The following is a 19843-nucleotide window of genomic DNA, read 5'->3' as shown; positions in this document are numbered from 1 at the left end:
CTTAATGCCAGAATTTTTCCAGCTTGCGGAAGATCTTCCAGCTTGCCGCCAGATGCGTCTCGGCATCGGCCGCGCCGCGCGCGCACCAGCCCAGCACCATGCCGGCCGCCGCATCGATCGTGCCTTCGCCTTCCAGCGCCGCCACGATCGTGTGGGCGGTGATCGTGTCGTTATAGGCGCCGAACACGTCTTGCAGTTTTGAAATCGAACGGATGAACGACTTCGCACCCGCCTTGTGCGGATAGAGCGCCGTGAAGAATTCGGCCGCGTAGCGCAAATCCTTGAAGGCAATGCGCAGGCGATGCCGCTCGTCGACGGTCAGCCGTTCGAGGTCCTTGCCGCGCTTACGCACGCGCTTATGCAAGCGGTCGAGAGTTTCGTTGGCGAAGGTCTGCGCCGGCATGGACAGACGGCCGAGCGCCTCCACATCGAGCGCACCGCGCCAGCCCCGGCGCAACACGAAACTATAGAGTTCCAGCACGAAACCGGTGGTCATCGGATCGAGCAGAACCGCGCGCACCTTTTCATAACCTTCGAAGCGGCGCACAGCAGCGCTTTCGAGCAGCGGACCGAAATCCGCATCGTCCTTCAACGTGTTGCCTGGCCCGTCCTGCACCAAAGCGGTGAAGGCATCCATGTCGCGCGCCTGCCCCATGGCCGACGCTATATCGGCGGCGCGACGCTCGAGAATGGCAAAGTCGGCGCAAGGAAATTCGCGCTGGAACAATTTGATCGCCGCGCGCAGACGACGCAGCGCCACGCGCATCTGATGCACGGATTCTGGCAGCTCGGCTTCGAGCAGGCCCGGCCAATTGGCGACGAATTGCTCCACGGCCGCAATGAGAATCGAGCCCATCGCCACTTCTGTTGCCGCATCGTCGGCAAGCGTCAGCGGCAAGGCCTTCACGCATTGCGGCAACTCACCGGCCGCCAACGCATAACCGCGCTCCGACTTGGTGCGCGAGCCAAGCCGCAAACCGCAGGCATCGGTGAGACGCGCCGCCAGATCGATGAGATCGCCGATATCGCCATCCGCCAGTTCGAATTCGATCTCTTCGACCTCGACGCTGCGATCGCCGGCGAAGACATGGCCGCGATCGACGGCCACTTTAATGCTGGACAGGCCAGGCAGGGCCACCGCATCGCGCCGCTTCAACTCAGTGGTGAAGCGCTGTTCGAGTGGCGCTTCGCCACACACGCCGCGAATGAGCGCCGCCGTATCGGCCCCCAAGGCATCGATGTCGGGTTCGGGACCGGCCAGACGCGCTTCAGCTTCGCCACGCTCGAACGCGGTCGCCGCATCATCGCTGCGCCATTTGAAGGTGAGCATATGCCGTCCACGCACCTTGCGCACGCGTAGCGCCATGCCGGCGGCGCGCAGCCGCTCGTCGGCCGTGTCGAAATAGACGGAGTGCAGGTTTGCCGCGCGGGGCCGAAACGCCGCGCCATTGCGGGCGAGCCAGTCGCAAGCATCAACGATTTGTCGCGTATCGCCAGTCAGCTTGATTTCAATTTCTCGACCCACCGTCTGCGGGGCTTCCGCAACAGTATCGGGGGCCGGCGCGACCGTATCGGTCGTGTCTGTCATGGTTTAATCGGGTCCTGAAGCGCAGGGGGTTCATTAAGAACGCGTGCGGGCGGTCCGCTGCCGCCGGCACCATAGGCCGTCACCTCCATGTCATAATCAAGCCGCGCCGCGCGGCTTTTTGCAAGCGCAATCAGAAATCTCGTCACCTGGATTGTCATGATCCCAGCGATCTCCGCATCCATCGCCATCCGCTCAAACAGCGTATAGGATGGACCCAACAACGAAATTTGGGATGGAAACACGATGATCAGGCACGTGGCCGGGGCTGATGCCGGTACTTTTCGCATGTTTTGCGCGGGATTGGTCTTTAGTCTGCTGACCGCAGCGACCTCGGCGCAAGCCGACCCCATCGAAAATTTCTACAAAGGCAAAAACCTGCAATTTCTCGTCGGTGTCAGCGCCGGCGGCGGCTACGACCTGCAAATGCGTCTGGTCGCGCGTCATATCGTCCGCTTCATCCCCGGCAATCCAACGCCCGTGCCGCAGAACATGACCGGCGCAACAGGTCTGGTCATGGCCAATTACCTTTATCGCGTCGCACCACGAGACGGCACGGCCATCGGTCTGATTCAAAACGGTCTGCCGACCTATCAGGCGGTCGGCAAGGAAGGCGTGCAATTCGATGTGCGACAGTTTCAATGGCTTGGCGCGCTGACGCCGACCACCGAAACCATGATCGCCTGGAAAACAACGGGCGTTCACACGATTGCAGAAGCGCGCAGCAAGGAAATCATCGCCGGTTCCAACGGCACCTCGGGCATCACTTATATTTATCCGGTGATGCTCAACGATCTCGCCGGCACCAAATTCAAGATGATCACCGGCTATCCCGGTTCCAGCGCGCTCAATCTCGCCATGGAACGCGGCGAGGTGGAAGCGCGCAACAACTCCTGGGACAGTATCAAGAGCACCAAGCCGAACTGGATCGCCAACAGAGATGTGTCGATCCTGGTTTATTCCGGCCTGAAGCCCGACGAACTGAAGGACGTGCCCGAACTCGACGACGTGATCAGCGATGCCAACGATCGGCTGGTGGCCCGCGTCGTCACCTCAGGCAACCGCCTCGGCTATCCCTTCACCGTCATGCCCGGCGTGCCGGCTGAACGCGTTGCCGCTCTGCGCTCAGCCTTTGTCGCCATGACAAAAGATCCAGAATTTTTGAAAGAAGCCGCTGCCGCGCAGATCGAGGTCAACCCGATCAGCCCGCAGCGGATGCACGACACCATCGAAGCACTGTTTGCGGTGCCCGAACCGTTGAAGCAGCGGGCGCGAAAATATTTCGAGCAATAGTCCGTACGCCGTGGCATAGAGCCGAAAAACACGCCTTATAAACTTTAGGAGAGAACGCCATGGACGATACGGCCAACACGGTGCGCGCGCCGATTCAGGATTTGCGCGAATGGCTCGCCCGTGTGGAGGAGATCGGCGAACTGGTGCGCGTCGACAAACCGGTCGATCGCGACGAGGAAATGAGCGCCATCTCCTATCTGCTCGCCAAGCAAAAGCCGTCGCCCGCCGCGCTGTTCAGCAAGGTCGTGGGCTTTGACAACAATCCGATCGGCGCACGCCATCTCTGGTCGCCGTTCGGCCCAAGCGTGCGCCGCATCGCCATTTCGCTGGAAGAAGATCCCGATACGCCCACCGTCGAACTCATCCGCCGCACCAAGGACAAGTTGAAACGACGCACGCCGCCGCGCGAAGTGCAGCGCTCCGAAGCACCGGTCTACGAGAACACCATCACCGGCAAGGACATCGATCTCGATCTCCTGCCGATCCCCAAACACTGGCCGCGCGATGGCGGCCGCTATGCCGGCACCTGCGATGCCGTCATCACCCGCGATCCGGAGACCGGCTATCTCAACATCGGCACCTATCGGATGATGCAGCAGGACAAGAACCATGTCGGGCTTTATCTGTCGCCCGGCAAGGATGCGCGCCTGCACATTCAGAAGGCCTGGGACAAAGGCGAGCCGCTGCATGTCGCTGCCGCCTGGGGCATCGATCCCTTGTTCATGCTGGTCGGGTCGCAATCCTTCCCCAAGACCGTGTCGGAATATGAATATGCCGGCGGCATCAAGGGCCAGCCAATCCCCGTCGTCAAAGGCACGACCACCGATCTGCTGATCCCCGCCAATGCCGAACTGGTCATCGAGGGCATTCTGCGCCCCAACGCTTTGAAGGCGGAAGGCCCGTTCGGCGAATTCACCGGCTATTACGGCAAGCCGGAAGCCGCTTGCCCCTTGGTTGAAGTGACTGCCGTTCACTATCGCACCAGCCCGGTGCTGACGAATGCTTTGATGGCCGATTATCCCTCCTGCGAACAGAGCGGCTTTTTCGCCATCGTTCGCTCGGCCAAGATCTGGGATGATTTCGACAAGCTCGGCGTGCTCGGCATTCAGGGCATCTATTCGCATCCCGCCGCCGCCGGCGGTTTTGGCATGACCATCATCAGTTTGCAGCAGCGCTATGCCGGCCATGCGGCGCAGGTGCTGGCGCTCGCCGCACAAGTGCCCGGCGGCGCCTACTACACCAAATTCATCATCGCCGTGGATGAGGATGTCGATCCAACCGACATCGACCAAGTACTCTGGGCCATGGGCAGCCGCTGCAATCCGATCGACGACATGGACATTCTGCGCAACACCTGGAGCACGCCGCTCGATCCCTCGCAAAATCCGCCCGAGAAACGACCCTATGGTTCGAAAGTGCTGATCAACGCCTGCAAGGATCACCGCTACCTGCCGGTATTCTCGGCCCGCACCACTTTGCGCAAATCGACCTATGACAAAGTCGCGGCGCGCTGGGAGGAATTGGGCCTGCCGGGCAAGGCGCCGCAGGTGCGCGCCTTCGAGAGCGAAGAGCGTTTCGTCTATCAGGAAGAAGGCCAGAAAAGCCGCTAGAGTCTTTTGCTCGGAACGCTCTGAATCAAAAACGGCGGGAAACATCCCGCCGTTTTCATGCGCCAGTGAAGGCGATCAGTTGTCCGGATAGGCGCAGGTTTCTTCGTTTTCCCATTGCAGGCCGCCGCCAACCGTCGGCACCTGCATACGGGTCGGATAGCAATTGCTGTCCGGCGTTGCGACCATTTCCTGCGCCGGCGGAACGGTCGCCATATAGCTCTGTTCCTGCACGGCTTGGGGATGATGGTGGCGGGCGCGGGCCGCGGAAGCGGGCGACGCGGCGAGACCAGCAAGCACAGCGGCGGCAGCAACGGCCGGGACGAGGCGTGTGCTGAAAATCAACATGAAGGTTCTCCCGTGATGTAATGATTACGGTTGTCCAGGTGCGCCGCAATTGCGATTGGATTCCGGCTCAATTTTGTCCGTTTCGCCACAAGAGTGGATTTCCGGTAATGTCGCATCAAGATTGATCATTCATTTAATCGCTGTCCCGCAAGGGTTTTCGTGTGATCGATCTCGATACGATTCAACTCCCCAGTCGCGGGTTCGTGAAACGACCCATAGGCAAAGTCACGCGCTCGTGACTTAATTTTGCCTCCACATGCGGCCGCTTTCACAAGGAAAACGGCGAGTTCGCTCTCGCCGTTTTGCCAAACACCATCTGCTTGCGACTGATCACTCATACGGGCAGGTCAGTTCCGGCACCCATTGCAGGCCACCGCCGACGACCGGCTCTTGAATGCGTGTCGCATAGCAGCCACCGCCCGACTCACTGTCGCGCATGATGGCCGGCTGCGCTGTCGGCGCCACCTCTTCAGGCTGCAGCGCCTGATAGGACTGTTCCGTCTGTTGAGGCTGCTGGCGATGATGGCGCGTGGCCGCCGAAGCGGGCGCCGACGCCAGACCGCCCAGCAAGGCGGCGACGGCCAGAACAGGAATAAGACGCTTATGGTTCAAGTTTAACATGATCGTGCTCCACGCGGTCGATGATCGACGCTTCAGCGTCAATCGAGCTCTCCCACGCGGATCGAATTGCTCTGTGATTGCGAGCGCAATCCGGCGCAACCTTGGCAGTCCTGCCACAAGCCTAAAGATCCGGTAATGTCGCGCCAAGATGCATTTTCGGCTAAGCCAAGCGGGACAAGGACTTCACGCTTAAACGCCAAAATCAGGACAGACGCTGGCTCTCGGCTTCGTGAAAAGACGTGTCGCGATGTTCACGCGCTCGTGCAAAGTTCACATGCGCACCATCGACCCGCTGCACCACACGAGTGTCAGTATAGTGCAGCGAATCGCCTGCGACTCAGTCACAACCGAGCCGCAGGCCGATTGATCTCCTCCGCCTACTTGGCGAATTTCGGCATCACTTCGGAGCGGAACAGTTCGAGCGAGCGCAGCGCGTCGGAGAGCTGCATCGTGCCGAAGAACAGATAGGCCATCATGTAATTGAGCCCCATGGTCTCGACCTGTTCGGCGATCTTCTCAGCCACCGTCGCCGGCGTACCGACGATCATACTGCCGTCGGCCATTTGCTCTTCGAGACCGGCACGGGTCGGCACCTGAAAGCGTTTTGCCGCTTCGTCACTGGCATGAACGCGCAACAGATAGGTGAGATTGGCGTGGTGATGCTCGGCCGCCGGCTTGGCGATGCGCAGCGCTTCGGCTTCCGTTTCGGCGACGACGATCTGCCGGCCGACGCCGACCACGACACCGCCCTCGAATTCGGGCTTGGGATGCGCCGGCTTGCCGTGCTTGGCGAAATGTTCGCGGAAGACCTGGATATTACCCTTGGCCCGTTCGGTCGGTCCATTCGAGGCAAAGTGCAGACCGTGATCGCCGGCCCAGGCCGAGCCGGTGGCATTCGACGAGCCATACCACATCGGCGGCGTCGGCTGCTGCAACGGCCGCAACGGCATCGGCACGTTCTTATAGTTATAGCGTTCGCTCTCGTAGCTGAAGAGCTCGCTCGTCAGCGCCGTATTCAGCGCCTTATAGGCATCGGCGAAAATATCGCGCGAGTCGTCGTGCTTGATCTTGTGATAGGCCAGTTCGAACGGCGACACGCCACGGCCGACGCCGACATCCAGCCGGCCCTTGCTCAGATGATCGAGGATGCAGATTTCCTCCGCGAGCCGCAGCGGCGAATAAAGCGGCAGCAGATAGACCAGGGGTCCAAGCCGCATACGCTTGGTGACGCGGGCGAGCGCGCCGAGCCAGATGCCGGGCACCGGCACGGTGTTGAGCGGCGAAGCATGATGTTCGGCAATATGCAGGCAGTAGAATCCGGCCTCGTCGGCCGCCTGCGCAAAGGTCAGGCGCTCGTCATACTGCGTCGCCAGCGGCCGGTCGCCCGCCATATCGATATGGTCGAAAATGCCAAACTTCATTTTTTCCGCCCTAGTTGAAATGATGTGCTGGACCTTAACGGGTCGCCCCGCCGCGCGAAAGAGCGGACTGAGCTGATGACATTCGCGTCATTGCCTTGACGAAAAGCCGGTTCTCTCCCAAGTCCTGGGGGTCATGAACCGCCGCCGTCTTCTCACCCTGCTCGGCCTGCCTCTTCTTGGCGGCGCCGGCTATGCCGGATACGCCAGCTTGCGCAATCCCTATTACAACGGTCCCGTCAGCGACCACTTCGACGGCCTGCGTTTTCACATCCCCAACATTACGAGCGACAAATCGACGGGCGATTTGCTGAAATGGCAATTCGATCGCAACCGCCAGAAATGGCCGGAGCGCGCGCCAAGCGCCGGGCAGGACAAGCCGCCGGCGCGCGTCGATGGCGCCGATCTCAGAGTCTCCTATGTCGGGCACGCCTCGCTGCTCATTCAGACGCATGGCGTCAACATTCTGGTCGACCCGGTGTGGTCGCAGCGCGCCAGCCCGTTCCGTTTCGCCGGACCGAAACGGGTCAACGATCCTGGCATCGCGCTCACCGATCTGCCTCCCATCGACGTGGTTCTGATTTCCCACAACCATTACGACCATCTCGATCTCGCCACCCTGTCGGCGCTCTCTGGCAATCCACGCACGCGCTTCCTGACGCCGCTCGGCAATGATGTGATCATGCGCGGCCATGACAGCGCGATCCGCGCCGAAGCTTTCGATTGGGACGCCCGCGTCGAAGTGGGACGCGGCGTCTTCGTGCATTTCGAACCGTCTTATCACTGGTCGGCACGCGGCCTGTTCGACCGGCGCATGGCGCTGTGGAGTGCCTTCGTCATCGAGACGCCGTCGGGCAATATCTATCACATCGCCGATACGGGCTTTGCCGACGGCGCCATCTTCCAGCAGGCGCGCGACAAGCATAACGGCTTCCGCCTCGCCATCCTGCCGATCGGCGCTTACGAACCGCGCTGGTTCATGCGCGATCATCACATCGATCCCGATGAAGCCGTGCGCATTTTCCAGATCTGCGGCGCCGAGCGGGCGCTGGCGCATCATTGGGGCACGTTTCAATTGACCGATGAAGCGATCGACGAACCGCCGCAACGGTTGACGGCAGCCTTGCAGCGCGAAGGCATCGCCGCTTCGCTGTTTCAAACGAAGCGGCCGGGCGAAGTGCTGGAATTGGCGGTGGTTTAAGAGCCGCTATTTCACGAAGACGTAAATATCGACCTGCAGGTCCGTATCGTCGGAGCCTTTGCCTTCGTTGAGATATTCCTCAATGAAGAGATCGCGCGAGTCGAGGCCCTTCTCGTCAAGCCAGGCGGTGATCGCCTCATAGGTCGACTCGATCTCCTCATAGGACGAGCGGTGCTCGAATTTCACCGCTTTGCCCGCCGGCGTCTGCATGATCTTGAAGTCGGTGCCGAGCTGCGGGTCGGCCGGCGGCTGATCGATCACGAGCATCGCATCGAAACGGAAGCCGACATCGTCGGTCGAGCGGAACACCGTGAGCGGATAGCCGGACACTTTCAGGCCCGCCCGCTTCGCCTCGGCGCGCAGTTTGGCGATCGCCTCCATGATCGTCTTATAGCCGTCGTCCCAATCGGCCTTGCCGGAGAACGTCAGGGCCGGACGGGCCGTCATTTCGATCGGCTTGACCGACGAGGCATCGCCCGAGGGCTTCTCCGCTTCGGCGGACGGCGCCGGCGGCACTGGAGCGGGCGCAGGTGTCGCCTGGTCTGCGGGTGGCGAAGCTGAAGGTGGTGACGGGGTTGCCGGAGCGGCGGGCGAGGCCGGCGGCGCGGGCGTCGGCGTTTGCGCCGCGACCGGCGCGGCCAGCAACAGCAGGGCGGCCACCGCCAGACCGAAATGCGAGTGGGGCAGGCGGAAAAGGGGCCGGGGCATAGGCACGTTCATGGTCGCTCCGAAGGGCGCGCGATTCGTCGAGTGCAGTCTAACCTTACGGCGAATCCAAGACAGCCGTGTCAACGCTTGAACTCATCACGTTTCGGTTCCGGCCCGCACATAATTTGGCCTCCTGGGCTCCGATCCTATATAGAGCGCCGGGAAACACCCTCCCTGACAACCCCGGAATCCGGAATTCGTTCGCCGCTTCGCTCATGAATCCACTCGCGCACCGCCCTTTTCTGAAGATGAACGGCATCGGCAACGAGATCGTCGTTCTCGACCTGCGCGGCTCAGGCCTCGCCGTGCGGCCGCAGGACGCGCGCGCCATCGCCCGGGGCGAAGGGTTGGCCTATGACCAGCTCATGGTTCTGGGCGACCCGCATCAGGCCGACGCCGATGCCTTCATGACCATTTTCAACAATGACGGCTCGGAATCCGCCTCCTGCGGCAATGGCACCCGCTGCGTCGCCTGGGCACTGACCCGCGACACCGACCGCGACCGGCTACTGCTCGAAACCAGCGCCGGCCCGCTCGACATCAGCCGCAACGGCGACCGCAATTTCACCGTCGACATGGGCCCGCCCCGGCTCGGCTGGCGCGACATCCCGCTGCGCGATCCGGTCGACGACACGCGCGCCGTAGCCGTGCCCGGCGCCACGCCCGCCATCCAGGCGCTCGGCCCCTTCTCCGCCGCCAGCATGGGCAATCCGCACGCCATCTTCTGGGTCAAGGATGTAGCGGGCGTCGATGTCGCCGGCCTCGGCCCGCAGCTCGAACATCACCCGCTGTTTCCGGCCCGCGCCAATATCTCCTTCGCCGAAATCGTCAGCCGCGATCATATTCGCCTGCGCGTCTGGGAACGCGGTGCCGGCATCACCCAGGCCTGCGGTTCGGCCGCCTGTGCCACCCTCGTCTGTGCCGCCCGTAACGGCTTCACTGGCCGCAGCGCCACCGTCTCCCTGCCCGGCGGCGATCTCGTCATCACGTGGCGCGACGATGACCACGTGCTGATGACCGGCGATGTCGAATTGGAGTTCGAAGGCCGCTTCGATCCGGCGCTCTTCACCGAGGCGACCGTATGAACGCGCCGGTGCGACACGACGAGCCCGACTTGGGCGCTGTCGATGTCGTCACCTTCGGCTGCCGCCTCAACACCATCGAGTCGGAAGCGATCCGCCGCGCCGCCACATCGGCCGGCCATCGCGACGTGGTGGTGTTCAACACCTGCGCGGTGACGAACGAAGCGGTGCGTCAGGCACGCCAGGCGATCCGCCGCACACGCCGCGAGCGACCCGGTGCCGAGATCGTCGTCACCGGCTGCGCCGCGCAGATCGACAGCGCCGCCTTCGCTGCCATGCCGGAAGTGAGCCGCATCATCGGCAATGGCGACAAGACCAAGCCCGCCACGTGGAGAGCCCTCGATTTCGGCGTGAGCGACACGGCGAAGGCCCGCGTCAACGACATCATGGCGCTGCCGGAGACGGCGCATCATTTCGTCGCCGGCAGCGGCATTGATGCCATCGAAGGGCACACACGCGCTTTCGTCGAAATTCAAAACGGCTGCGATCACCGCTGCACGTTCTGCATCATTCCTTACGGCCGCGGGCCCTCGCGCTCGGCGCCGATGGGCGACGTGGTCGAACAGATCCGCCGCCTCACCGGCAACGGCTATCGCGAAGCGGTGCTGACCGGCGTCGACATCACCTCCTATGGCGACGATCTACCGGGCAAGCCTTCCCTTGGCCGCCTGGTGCAGCACATCCTGCGCCATGTGCCCGATCTCGAACGTCTACGCCTGTCGTCGATCGATTGCATCGAAGCCGATGCGACATTGCTCGACGTCATCGCCAGCGACAAAAGATTCATGCCGCATCTGCATCTGTCCTTGCAGGCCGGTGACGACATGATCCTGAAGCGCATGAAGCGCCGACATCTGCGCGACGATGCCATCCGCTTCTGCGCCGACATCAAGGCCGCGCGCCCCGACATGGTGTTCGGCTGCGACATCATCGCCGGCTTTCCCACCGAGACCGAGGCGATGTTCCAGCACTCGCTCGATCTCGTCGACGACTGCGGCCTCACCCATCTGCACGTGTTTCCGTTTTCGCCACGTCCCGGCACACCGGCGGCGCGCATGCCCCCTGTCGATGGCACCCTCATTCGCGAGCGCGCCGCGCGCTTACGCGCCAAGGGCGAGGAACGCCTGCGCCTCCATCTCGACAGCCAGGTCGGCCGCACGGTGAACGTGCTCGGCGAGCGCGGCGGCATCGGCCGCACGGAAGATTTTACACCCGTGCGCATCGGTGAAGCTGCGCGCGGAAAGATCGTCGCCGCCAAAATCACCGGCCACGACGGTGCGGCGCTGTTGGTTTAGGCGGCAGTTTCCGTCACTTCGCGCCAGCCGCAAGCCAAAAGCCGCTCCCGCATATGGGCCGGGGCCGGCGCCGTCACCTTGATCGGATCCTTGTTCTTGTAGAGCGGCACGATCACGTCTCGCGCCAGCAATTGCAGCCCGGGGCCTGTGCCCGGCGCGGCGGAGCCGTAGACCGGATCGCCGACGATGGCCCAGCCCATGGAGGCGCAATGGACCCGCAACTGATGCGTGCGCCCGGTGAGCGGTTCCAGCGCCAGCCAGGTCAGCGCCTTGCCCTCGCCGTCCTGCCCCCGGCCCAGCACCTGCCAGCGGGTCTGGGAGGGCAGTCCCAGCGGATCGACCTTCATCCACCAGCCGCGCGTCGCATCGAGCCGGCCAAGCGGCAGATCGATCAGCCCTTCCGCCTCCTTCGGACCGTCCTCGACGACAGCCCAATAGAGCTTGTCCACCTGCCCGTGCTTGAACAGTTTACCCAGCTTTTCCAGAGCCTTATGGTGTCTTCCCAGGACCAGGCAGCCGGCCGTGTCGCGATCGAGCCGATGGGCGAGCGCGGGCGGGCGCGGCAGGCCGAAGCGCAGCGCATCGAAATAGGCTTCCAGATTTTCGCCGCCTTTCGGGCCCTTATGCACGGCGATGCCCGCCGGTTTGTCGACCACGAGCATCAAACCGTCGCGATAAAGAAGGCGATTATTAAGTTCTTCCGGCGTCATGGAGAACAGGCTATCGAGGCGCGGCGGATGGCCGTCAAGCCCGTGCAGGTCAAAAGGTCCAGGTGGACCCAATCGGAAGGCGAGATGTCGGACGACGAAAAGAAGAAACCGGGCTTTTTCGGCCGTCTGTTCGGACGCGACGCGGCGCCCGAAGACACCGCTGTCGCCGAGCCGACCGCCGAGACAGCCGGCCAAACTGCGAAACCGGAGGCCAAGCCGGAAAAGAAATCCTGGTGGCAGCGGCTCAAACAGGGCCTGTCGCGCTCTTCCTCGGCCCTCGGCCAGAGCATCGGCGACATTTTCACCAAGCGTAAGCTCGGTAACGACACCCTGGAAGAACTCGAGGACGCGCTGATCCAGGCCGATCTCGGCGTCACCATGGCCGGCCGCATCGCCGAGGCCGTCGGCAAAGGCCGCTACGACAAGGAAATCGCGCCGGAAGAGGTCCGCGCCATCATGGCCGGCGAAATCGAGAACGTGCTGACGCCGGTGGCCAAGCCCCTCGAAATCGACGCCGGCCAAAAACCCTTCGTCATCCTCGTCGTCGGCGTCAACGGCTCCGGCAAGACAACAACCATCGGCAAACTCTCCGGCAAACTCGCCGCCGAGGGCCGCAAGGTGATGCTCGCCGCCGGCGACACCTTCCGCGCCGCCGCCATCGAACAGTTGAAAATCTGGGGCGGGCGCATCGGCGCCACGGTGGTGGCCCGCGCGCAGGGCTCTGATGCCGCCAGCCTCGCCTTCGAAGCGATCGAACAGGCGCGCGCCGAGAATGCCGACGTCTTGATCATGGACACCGCCGGCCGGCTGCAGAACCGCGCCGAACTGATGGCCGAACTGGAAAAGATCGTTCGCGTCATGAAGAAGGTCGATCCGCAGGCGCCGCATGCGGTGCTGCTGGTGCTCGACGCCACCGTCGGCCAGAACGCCATGTCGCAGGTGGAGATTTTCGGCCAGAAGGCTGGCGTCACCGGCCTGGTGATGACCAAGCTCGACGGCACGGCGCGTGGCGGTATTCTGGTCGCCATTGCCGAAAAATTCCGTCTGCCGGTGCATTTCATCGGTGTCGGCGAACAGATGGACGATCTCGAACCCTTCGCCGCGCGTGATTTTGCCCGCGCCATCGCCGGGCTCGACGAAGTACAGGATATTTGATGACCACCGAACCGACCACCGCCGCGCGCACCGCGCCGCCCAAACAGAACCCGATGCTGAAACTCGTCCTCGAAATGGGACCGCTGGTTCTGTTCTTTCTGGCCAATTCACGCCCGGCGCTGTTTCGCCCGCTGCTCGAACCGATCATGCCCGCCTCGCTGCTCGAAGGCGAGAAGGCCGGCATTTTCGGCGCCACGCTTGTCCTCATGGTCAGCGTGGTCGTCTCGCTGTTCATTTCCTGGCGGCTGACCAAACATCTGCCGGTGATGCCCGTCGTCACCTGTATCGCCGTCGTCTTCTTCGGCGCGCTGACGTTTTTCTTTCACGACGATCTGTTCATCAAACTGAAGCCGACCATCGTCAACGTCATTTTCGGCACCATTCTGCTCGGCTCGCTGGCCTTCAACAAACTGTTGCTGCCGGTGGTGCTCGATTCCGTCATGCATCTGACGGAGGAAGGCTGGCGCAAGCTCACCATTCGCTGGGGCCTGTTCTTCTTCGTCCTCGCCGCGCTCAATGAAATCGTCTGGCGCACGCAGACGACGGATTTCTGGGTGAGCTTCAAAGTGTTCGGCATCATGCCGATCACCGTCATCTTCGCGCTGGCGCAGGTGCCGTTGATCTTGAAGCATGAGATCAAGGATCCAGACGCAAGCTAAAGCCGCAACCTCGGTGTCATCCCGGACACTTGCGTAGCAAGTGATCCGGGAACCACGGGCAACCGCTGCAATCTCGGTCGCCTCTATCACGCGCCCTGGATACCGGATCGCCTTCGGCGTCCGGTATGACACCTAGGCTTCCGCTTAACTGCTCAGCGCAGCGCCTTCTCGATTTCCGGCATCAGCACGCTGCGCAGGCTCGTCTCGCTCAACGGCCCGACGAATTTGAAGGCGATCGTACCATCGCCCTTGACGACGAACGTCTCCGGCACGCCGTAGACGCCCCAGTCGATGGATGCCCGGCCCGGCTTGTCGCCGCCAATGAGCGCGTAGGGGTTGCCCAGCTCTTTCAGAAAGCGCGCTGCATTGGCTGGCTCGTCCTTGTAGTTGAGGCCGATGAGACGCACGCCCTTGGCATTCAAGGCTTGATCGCCAGCAAGCTTGCTCAACACCGGATGTTCATCGCGGCAGGGCACGCACCAACTGGCGAAAATATTGACGATCGAAACGCGCCCTTGGCGCAGGTCCGCATCGCTGAAACCAGGGCGATCCGTGCCATCCACCGCCGGCAGGCTGAAGGGCGGCACCGGCTTGCCGATCAAGGCCGAGGGAATGCGCGAAGCGTCGCCCGCGCCAAGGCGGAAGAAGAACAGCAGCGCCAGGCCCAAAAACGCCACCAGCGGGATCAGCGCCAGCAGGCGGCGCGAAGAATGTCCGTCCGACGATTGGCCGCCTTCCGGTTTGACCTGATCGGTCATGCGCCACCATCCAGTTCGCCGCGCGCCGGAAAGCGCTGTAGCGCGCGCTTCAGCCGCGCATGGTCGAACAGCGTCCAGCCGATGACGCCAAGGATGACGGCGACGGTCACCGCATAGGCGGCGATGATGAAGCCCGCATGTTCGCCCATCACACCACCTTTCCGGCCGCCAGCGGCGCCCGCTCGCCGCGCTGCGCCGCCACGATGGTGAGCCGGCGTAACCGGCGCCGCAGCACTTCATTGCGCGTCGCCATCAGATGCAGGGTGAGGAAAAGCAAAGTGGCGCCGAGCGCCATCAACAGCAGTGGCCACAACATGGACGGATGGATGGTCGGGCCGCCAAGGCGGAAGACCGATGCCGGCTGATGCAGCGTATTCCACCAGTCGACGGAGAATTTGATGATCGGCAGATTGACGCAACCGACCAGGGTCAGGATCGCCGCTGCGCGGCCGGCCAGCGCCGGCTCCTCGATGGTGCGCCACAGAGCGATGAGGCCAAGATAGATGATGAACAGCACCAGCACCGAGGTAAGCCGGGCATCCCACACCCACCACGTGCCCCACATCGGCTTGCCCCAGAGCGAACCGGTGACGAGGCAGATGAAGGTGAAGGCCGCGCCCAAAGGCGCCGCCGCCTGCTGCGCCGCATCGGCCAAAGGATGGCGCCACACCAGAGTGCCGAGCGCCGACAGGCCCATCAGCCCATAGCAGAACATCGACAGCCAGGCGGCCGGCACATGAATGAACATGATCCGTACCGTTTCGCCCTGCTGGTAGTCGGCCGGCGCGACGAAGAACGCCAGATAGAGACCGACCGCCAGCACCACGGCGGCAGCCCCGCCGAGCCAGGGGATCAAACGGTCGGCAAGCCAGAGGAAATTGGCAGGATTGGCATATTTCAGCATCGAGAAACGTCTATTGCTCCCAGGCGCCCATGGCAACGCGCCCTCTGGTCACGGTTCGATCAAATTACAGCGGCAAATTACACCCGCCGGATCATTTGTTTGCCGACTTTAGGGTTTCTTGCTATCGCTGCCCATTATCGGATGGGCAATACCCGGAGAGGCCGCCACATCAGCGATATAGGGAGGGATGCATGACGATTTCGAGGGTTTCGCACCAAGCAGGTTGGAAACTGGCGATCGCCGCGACGGCCATCTTCATCGCCGGCCAAGCTCTGGCTCAGGATAAGCTGAAATTGGCGGTCGGACAGCGCGGCAACTGGGACACGTCGGTCTCCGAAATCGGCCAGCGCGCCGGCATCTTCAAGAAACATAACCTGGAATTGGAGCTGCTCTACACCCAGGGCGGCGGCGAGACCCAGCAGGCGGTCATCGGCGGTTCGGCCGACATCGGCATCGGCGCCGGCATCATGGGCACGCTCAGCGCCTTCTCCAAGAACGCTCCGGTGCGCATCATAGGCGCCGAGACCACGGGCGCCGGCGATCTGTTCTGGTATGTGAAGGCGGATTCGCCGATCAAGTCGCTCAAGGACGCCGTTGCCGGCAAGACCATCTCATATTCCACCAACGGTTCCTCGACCCATGGCGTGGTGACGGCTTTCGTCAAGGAACTCGGCGTCAAGGCAACGCCGACAGGCACCGGCGGTCCCTCCGCCACCTTGACGCAAGTCATGTCCGGCCAGATCGACATCGGCTGGTCGGCGCCGCCCTTCGGCCTCGATCTGCTCGACCAGAACAAAATCCGCATCATCGCCACCGGCAATGACACGGGCTTCAAGGGCCAGACGGTGCGCCTCGTCATCACCAATGTCTCGGCCCTGCAGGGCAAGAAGGCGGCGATCGACCGCTATATGAAGGCTTATCGCGAAACCATCGACATGATGTACAAGGATCCGGCGGCGCTGAAGATCTATGCCGACTTCGTCGGCATTCCCGAACAAGTGGCCAAGCGCACCCGCGATCAGTTCTTCCCGCCCGCCTCGATCGATCCCGACAAAGTCGTCGGTCTCGCCGAGATCATGCCCGATGCGGTCAATTTCAAATATATCGCGGCGCCACTCACCGATGCGCAGCTCAAGGAGCTGATCCAGATTCCGCCGCGCTAAACCAAAACATCATCGAACCGATCGCATAAGCCGATCGGTTCGATCTGAGTGCGCATGATTGCCGCTGTGCGGCTTTCCTGTTATGGCGCACGCGATTTCAACACTTTGATCGACAACCACAACAACAATCGTGCGGAGGAAACAAAAGATGATGGGTTCGAAACTGATCCGTACTGGTCTTTTTCTCGCTGTCGCTTTGACGGCTTTGCCCACCTTCGCACAAGACAAATTGAAATTGGCCGTGGGCCAGCGCGGCAATTGGGATTCTGCCGTTCCCGAAATCGGCCAGCGCGCCGGCATCTTCAAGAAGCAAGGTCTGGAACTTGAGATCCTCTGGACCCAGGGCAGTGGCGAAACCATTCAGGCGGTGCTGTCGCAATCCGTCGACGTCGGCGTCGCCGCCGGCATCATGGGCACGTTGGGCGCCTTCTCGAAAGGCGCGCCCATCCGCGTCATCGGCGCACAATCAACCGGCGCCGGCGATCTCTTCTGGTATGTGCGCGAAGATTCGCCCGTGAAGACTATGAAGGACATGGACGGCAAGACCATCGCCTATTCGACCAACGGCTCCTCGACACACGGCATCGTCACCGCTTTCATCAACGAGATGAAGCTGAAGGCCCGGCCGGTCGCCACCGGCAGTCCGTCCTCGACCTTGACGCAGGTGATGTCCGGCCAGGTCGACATGGGCTGGTCGGCGCCGCCATCGAGCCTCGATTTCATCGACCAGAAGAAAATCCGCGTCATCGCCACCGGCAATGACACCGCGTTCAAGAACCAGACCGTGCGCCTGCTCGACGTGCATGCGCAAACCCTGCAGAACAAGAAGCCGCAGCTCGAACGCTTCATGAAGGCTTATCGCGAAACCATAGACCGCATGTATGACGATCCTGCCATGCTGAAGACCTATGCCGAATTCGCCGGCGTGTCGGAAGCGATCGCCAAGCGCACGCGCGATGAATTCTTCGCCAAATCCGCCATCGATCCCGACAAGGTCGTCGGCCTGGCCGAAATCATGCCCGACGCCGTGACCTATAAATATATCGCCGCGCCGCTGACCGAGGCTCAGATCAAGGACCTGTTCCAGATCATTCCGCGCTGATCGAACAAAAAGAAGAAAAGGAGAAGACCATGGCTGAGATCGTCTTGGGCATCGGCACGTCCCATTCGCCCATGCTCGCCACGCCGGCCGAGGACTATCCCAAACATGCCGAGATCGACAAAAGCGGCCGCAAGCTGATCGATCGCGACGGCAATCCGCGCACCTTCGGCGAGCTTGTCGAACTCGCCCGCCCGTCGCTCGCCGAACAGATCACGGCGCCGGTGATGCAGCAGCGCGCGGCGCGCTGCACGGCCAATATCGAAAAGCTGGCGAAGGTCATTCAGCTGCACGAGCTGGATACGCTCATCATCGTCGGCGACGATCAGCACGAACAGTTCTTCGACGACAACATGCCGTCGATCCTGATCTATTCCGGCGAGACCATTCTCAACAATCCGCTGCATATGGACGAGGATGCGCCGGATTGGTGGCGCACGGCACGCCAGCAATATCACGTCACCAACGGTTCGATCGAATATCCGGTCGATGCCAGCCTGGCCCGCCATCTCACCAATGCGCTGATGGAGGCCGATTTCGATATCAGCCATGCCAAGCGCCTCGGCAAGGACCATGGCGAGGGCCATGCTTTCGGCTTCGTGCATCAGCGTTTGATGCCGCAGGAAATCGTGCCGATCGTGCCGATCGCGCTCAACACCTATTTCCCGCCGAACCAGCCGCGCCCGCGCCGCTGCTACGATCTCGGCCGCGCCATCGCCGCCGCCGTGCGCGCCTGGCCGGAACAGCGCCGCGTCGGCATTCTCGCCTCCGGCGGCCTCAGCCATTTCACCATCAACGAAGAGCTGGACCTCGCGCTGCTCGAAGCTTTCCGCAATAAGAACGCCGACTGGCTGCGCGCCATTCCGATGAACAAGCTCAATTCCGGCACGTCAGAAGTGCGCAACTGGCTGACGGTGGCGGGCGCCTGCGAACATCTCGACACGCAGTGGCAGGACTATGTGCCCTGCTATCGTTCGCTCGCCGGCACCGGCTGCGGCATGGGCTTCGCCATCTGGGGGTGACGGGTTCCCGAAGCCCACGGTGTCATCCCGGACACTTGCGCAGCAAGTGATCCGGGACCCAGGGGCGTGTGGACGAATCTCGAATGGCACCCAAGGGCGCTTCCAACGAGCAGCACTTCGTTTGTTGCCCCTGGGTCCCGGATCGCGTTTTCAACGCGTCCGGGATGACACATAGACTGAGCCGGACCTACCGCCCCATCGCCTCATCGGCCTTACGCAACACCTCCGGCGGGAAGCCGGCGAACTTCGCCAGGATCGCCTGGATTTCATCGCCGGTCGCCGGATCGACATCGAGCCCGGCCTTCGTCGCCTCGGCCAAAAACTCCTTATCCTTCATCGTCGCCATGAAAGCCGTGCGCAGTGCCGCCAGCCGATCGGCCGGCACGTTGGGTGGCGCCGCGAAGGGCCGCGACAGCAGAAGCTGGCCGAAGTGAACGTCGAGGATCTGCCTGTCTTCTTCGGTCTTGGCGAAATCGAAGACGCTCGGCACCTTGCCGTAGCGATCGGTGGTCTTCGATCCCATCTGCAACACCAGTTTGAGCTGGCCGCTGGCGACCTCCTTGGCCCATTGCGTCGCGATTGACGACACGAACAGGCCGCAGGAACCGTGCACCTCGCCGCGCTGCATGGCGAGATTGATCTCGCGCGTGCCAGGATAGCCCGGCACGATCTTCAATTTGGCGCCGAGCACATTCTTCAGCACCATCGGGTGCTGATAGGTGATGGCGGAGGTGGCGCCGCCGCCGAAGATCACCTCCTGCTTCATCGCATCGGCCCAGGAAGTGGCGACACCCGGCCCTTGCCAGACACCGCAATAGGCCACTTCCTGCGCCATTGAGCCGATCCAGGAGAATTTCGCCGGATCAAACCGCGCCGTCTTATTGCCGAGGATCGGCTCCATCGCCGTCGACGGCGCGAAAATGGTGAAGACCGTGCCGTCGGCCTGAGCCACGTTGTAAGTGTAGTTGGCGGCGACCAGCGAACCGGCGCCCGGCATGTTGGACGGCACCAGATTGGGCTCGCCAGGAATATAGCGGCCCATGTAGCGCGCCAGCAGGCGCGCATTGGCGTCATAGCCGCCACCTGGCGGAAAGCCGATGAGAATCGAAACCACCTTGCCCTTGTAGAAATCGGCGACCGGTTGCGCCTGCGCCACCGGCGCAAACGCAATCGCTGCCGATGTCAGAATGGCTCTGGCTTTCAACATTCTTCCCT

General features: G+C 62.3%; 21 protein-coding genes. 10 read left to right on the top strand and 11 right to left on the bottom strand.

Going from position 1 to position 19843, the window contains the following annotated elements; all coding sequences use genetic code 11:
* Nucleotide 1 precedes the first annotated feature (1 nt).
* On the bottom strand, nucleotides 2-1588 hold the full coding sequence (locus OIM99_RS08045; RefSeq protein WP_311849815.1) for a CYTH and CHAD domain-containing protein: 1587 nt from the start codon (nucleotides 1586-1588) through the stop codon (nucleotides 2-4).
* Nucleotides 1585-1770: a hypothetical protein gene (locus tag OIM99_RS08040; protein ID WP_311849814.1), complete on the bottom strand. Its 186-nt coding sequence runs from the start codon at nucleotides 1768-1770 to the stop codon at nucleotides 1585-1587. The genes OIM99_RS08045 and OIM99_RS08040 overlap by 4 nt, the downstream gene beginning before the upstream one ends.
* Nucleotides 1771-1831: 61 nt before the next feature.
* Here OIM99_RS08040 and OIM99_RS08035 point away from each other — a divergent pair, with 61 nt between their 5' ends.
* On the top strand, nucleotides 1832-2878 hold the full coding sequence (locus tag OIM99_RS08035; RefSeq protein WP_311849813.1) for a hypothetical protein: 1047 nt from the start codon (nucleotides 1832-1834) through the stop codon (nucleotides 2876-2878).
* A gap of 59 nt (nucleotides 2879-2937) precedes the next feature.
* Nucleotides 2938-4488, top strand: coding sequence for a UbiD family decarboxylase (locus tag OIM99_RS08030; protein WP_311849812.1), 1551 nt, complete (start codon nucleotides 2938-2940; stop codon nucleotides 4486-4488).
* Between the two features lie 75 nt (nucleotides 4489-4563).
* Here the strand turns inward: OIM99_RS08030 and OIM99_RS08025 are convergent, their stop codons facing one another.
* The 3 genes from OIM99_RS08025 to OIM99_RS08015 form a co-directional block, all read right to left on the bottom strand.
* Complete coding sequence (locus OIM99_RS08025; RefSeq protein WP_311849811.1) at nucleotides 4564-4833, bottom strand: hypothetical protein; 270 nt, start codon at nucleotides 4831-4833, stop codon at nucleotides 4564-4566.
* Nucleotides 4834-5163: 330 nt separating this feature from the next.
* On the bottom strand, nucleotides 5164-5454 hold the full coding sequence (locus OIM99_RS08020) for a hypothetical protein (RefSeq protein ID WP_311849810.1): 291 nt from the start codon (nucleotides 5452-5454) through the stop codon (nucleotides 5164-5166).
* A gap of 377 nt (nucleotides 5455-5831) precedes the next feature.
* Nucleotides 5832-6875: an LLM class flavin-dependent oxidoreductase gene (locus OIM99_RS08015; protein ID WP_311849809.1), complete on the bottom strand. Its 1044-nt coding sequence runs from the start codon at nucleotides 6873-6875 to the stop codon at nucleotides 5832-5834.
* Nucleotides 6876-7008: 133 nt separating this feature from the next.
* On the opposite strand from OIM99_RS08015, the gene OIM99_RS08010 reads away from it, so the two are divergent.
* Entirely contained in the window at nucleotides 7009-8073 is a 1065-nt protein-coding gene (locus OIM99_RS08010; protein WP_311849808.1) for an MBL fold metallo-hydrolase, read from the top strand.
* A gap of 6 nt (nucleotides 8074-8079) precedes the next feature.
* Here OIM99_RS08010 and OIM99_RS08005 read toward each other — a convergent pair whose 3' ends face one another.
* Nucleotides 8080-8793, bottom strand: a complete 714-nt coding sequence (locus OIM99_RS08005; protein ID WP_311849807.1) for a GyrI-like domain-containing protein — start codon at nucleotides 8791-8793, stop codon at nucleotides 8080-8082.
* Between the two features lie 203 nt (nucleotides 8794-8996).
* On the opposite strand from OIM99_RS08005, the gene dapF reads away from it, so the two are divergent.
* Together dapF and mtaB are read left to right on the top strand one after the other, a co-directional pair.
* Nucleotides 8997-9866, top strand: a complete 870-nt coding sequence (dapF, locus tag OIM99_RS08000) for a diaminopimelate epimerase (RefSeq protein WP_311849806.1) — start codon at nucleotides 8997-8999, stop codon at nucleotides 9864-9866.
* Nucleotides 9863-11158 (top strand): tRNA (N(6)-L-threonylcarbamoyladenosine(37)-C(2))-methylthiotransferase MtaB, encoded by a 1296-nt coding sequence (gene mtaB / locus OIM99_RS07995; RefSeq protein ID WP_311849805.1) that lies wholly within the window; start codon nucleotides 9863-9865, stop codon nucleotides 11156-11158. Before dapF ends, mtaB begins: the two co-directional genes overlap by 4 nt.
* Here the strand turns inward: mtaB and OIM99_RS07990 are convergent.
* Nucleotides 11155-11820: an RNA pseudouridine synthase gene (locus tag OIM99_RS07990; protein ID WP_311849804.1), complete on the bottom strand. Its 666-nt coding sequence runs from the start codon at nucleotides 11818-11820 to the stop codon at nucleotides 11155-11157. The two genes, mtaB and OIM99_RS07990, sit on opposite strands and share 4 nt — an antisense overlap.
* Nucleotides 11821-11952: 132 nt before the next feature.
* Between OIM99_RS07990 and ftsY the strand changes: the two genes are divergently transcribed.
* Both ftsY and OIM99_RS07980 read left to right on the top strand, forming a co-directional pair.
* A complete protein-coding gene (gene ftsY / locus OIM99_RS07985; protein ID WP_311849803.1) occupies nucleotides 11953-13023 on the top strand; it encodes a signal recognition particle-docking protein FtsY in 1071 nt (356 codons plus the stop codon).
* Nucleotides 13023-13682 carry a septation protein A gene (locus OIM99_RS07980; protein WP_311849802.1) on the top strand — a complete coding sequence of 220 codons (660 nt, stop codon included), beginning with the start codon at nucleotides 13023-13025 and terminating at the stop codon, nucleotides 13680-13682. Before ftsY ends, OIM99_RS07980 begins: the two co-directional genes overlap by 1 nt.
* 152 nt (nucleotides 13683-13834) lie before the next feature.
* Here OIM99_RS07980 and OIM99_RS07975 read toward each other — a convergent pair whose 3' ends face one another.
* From OIM99_RS07975 to OIM99_RS07965, 3 genes are read right to left on the bottom strand one after another with little or no spacing between them, the layout of a single operon-like run.
* Nucleotides 13835-14440, bottom strand: coding sequence for a DsbE family thiol:disulfide interchange protein (locus OIM99_RS07975; RefSeq protein WP_311849801.1), 606 nt, complete (start codon nucleotides 14438-14440; stop codon nucleotides 13835-13837).
* On the bottom strand, nucleotides 14437-14589 hold the full coding sequence (gene ccmD / locus OIM99_RS07970) for a heme exporter protein CcmD (protein ID WP_311849800.1): 153 nt from the start codon (nucleotides 14587-14589) through the stop codon (nucleotides 14437-14439). The genes OIM99_RS07975 and ccmD overlap by 4 nt, the downstream gene beginning before the upstream one ends.
* Nucleotides 14589-15344: a heme ABC transporter permease gene (locus OIM99_RS07965; protein ID WP_311849799.1), complete on the bottom strand. Its 756-nt coding sequence runs from the start codon at nucleotides 15342-15344 to the stop codon at nucleotides 14589-14591. The genes ccmD and OIM99_RS07965 overlap by 1 nt, the downstream gene beginning before the upstream one ends.
* A gap of 191 nt (nucleotides 15345-15535) precedes the next feature.
* Between OIM99_RS07965 and OIM99_RS07960 the strand changes: the two genes are divergently transcribed.
* The 3 genes from OIM99_RS07960 (at nucleotide 15536) to OIM99_RS07950 (ending at nucleotide 18628) form a co-directional block, all read left to right on the top strand.
* The gene (locus OIM99_RS07960; protein WP_311849798.1) at nucleotides 15536-16507 is read left to right on the top strand and encodes an ABC transporter substrate-binding protein; all 972 of its coding nucleotides are present in this window, start codon (nucleotides 15536-15538) and stop codon (nucleotides 16505-16507) included.
* Between the two features lie 148 nt (nucleotides 16508-16655).
* The gene (locus OIM99_RS07955; RefSeq protein WP_311849797.1) at nucleotides 16656-17609 is read left to right on the top strand and encodes an ABC transporter substrate-binding protein; all 954 of its coding nucleotides are present in this window, start codon (nucleotides 16656-16658) and stop codon (nucleotides 17607-17609) included.
* Nucleotides 17610-17638: 29 nt separating this feature from the next.
* Nucleotides 17639-18628: an extradiol ring-cleavage dioxygenase gene (locus OIM99_RS07950; protein WP_311849796.1), complete on the top strand. Its 990-nt coding sequence runs from the start codon at nucleotides 17639-17641 to the stop codon at nucleotides 18626-18628.
* A 187-nt stretch (nucleotides 18629-18815) separates the two neighbouring features.
* Here the strand turns inward: OIM99_RS07950 and OIM99_RS07945 are convergent, their stop codons facing one another.
* Nucleotides 18816-19835: a hypothetical protein gene (locus OIM99_RS07945; RefSeq protein WP_311849795.1), complete on the bottom strand. Its 1020-nt coding sequence runs from the start codon at nucleotides 19833-19835 to the stop codon at nucleotides 18816-18818.
* Nucleotides 19836-19843 lie beyond the last annotated feature (8 nt).

The organism is Methylocella sp. CPCC 101449, from assembly GCF_031921685.1.
Lineage (GTDB): Bacteria > Pseudomonadota > Alphaproteobacteria > Rhizobiales > Beijerinckiaceae > Terripilifer.
Note: the sequence above shows the minus strand (reverse complement) of the source record. Positions and strands in the feature narration are given on the sequence as shown.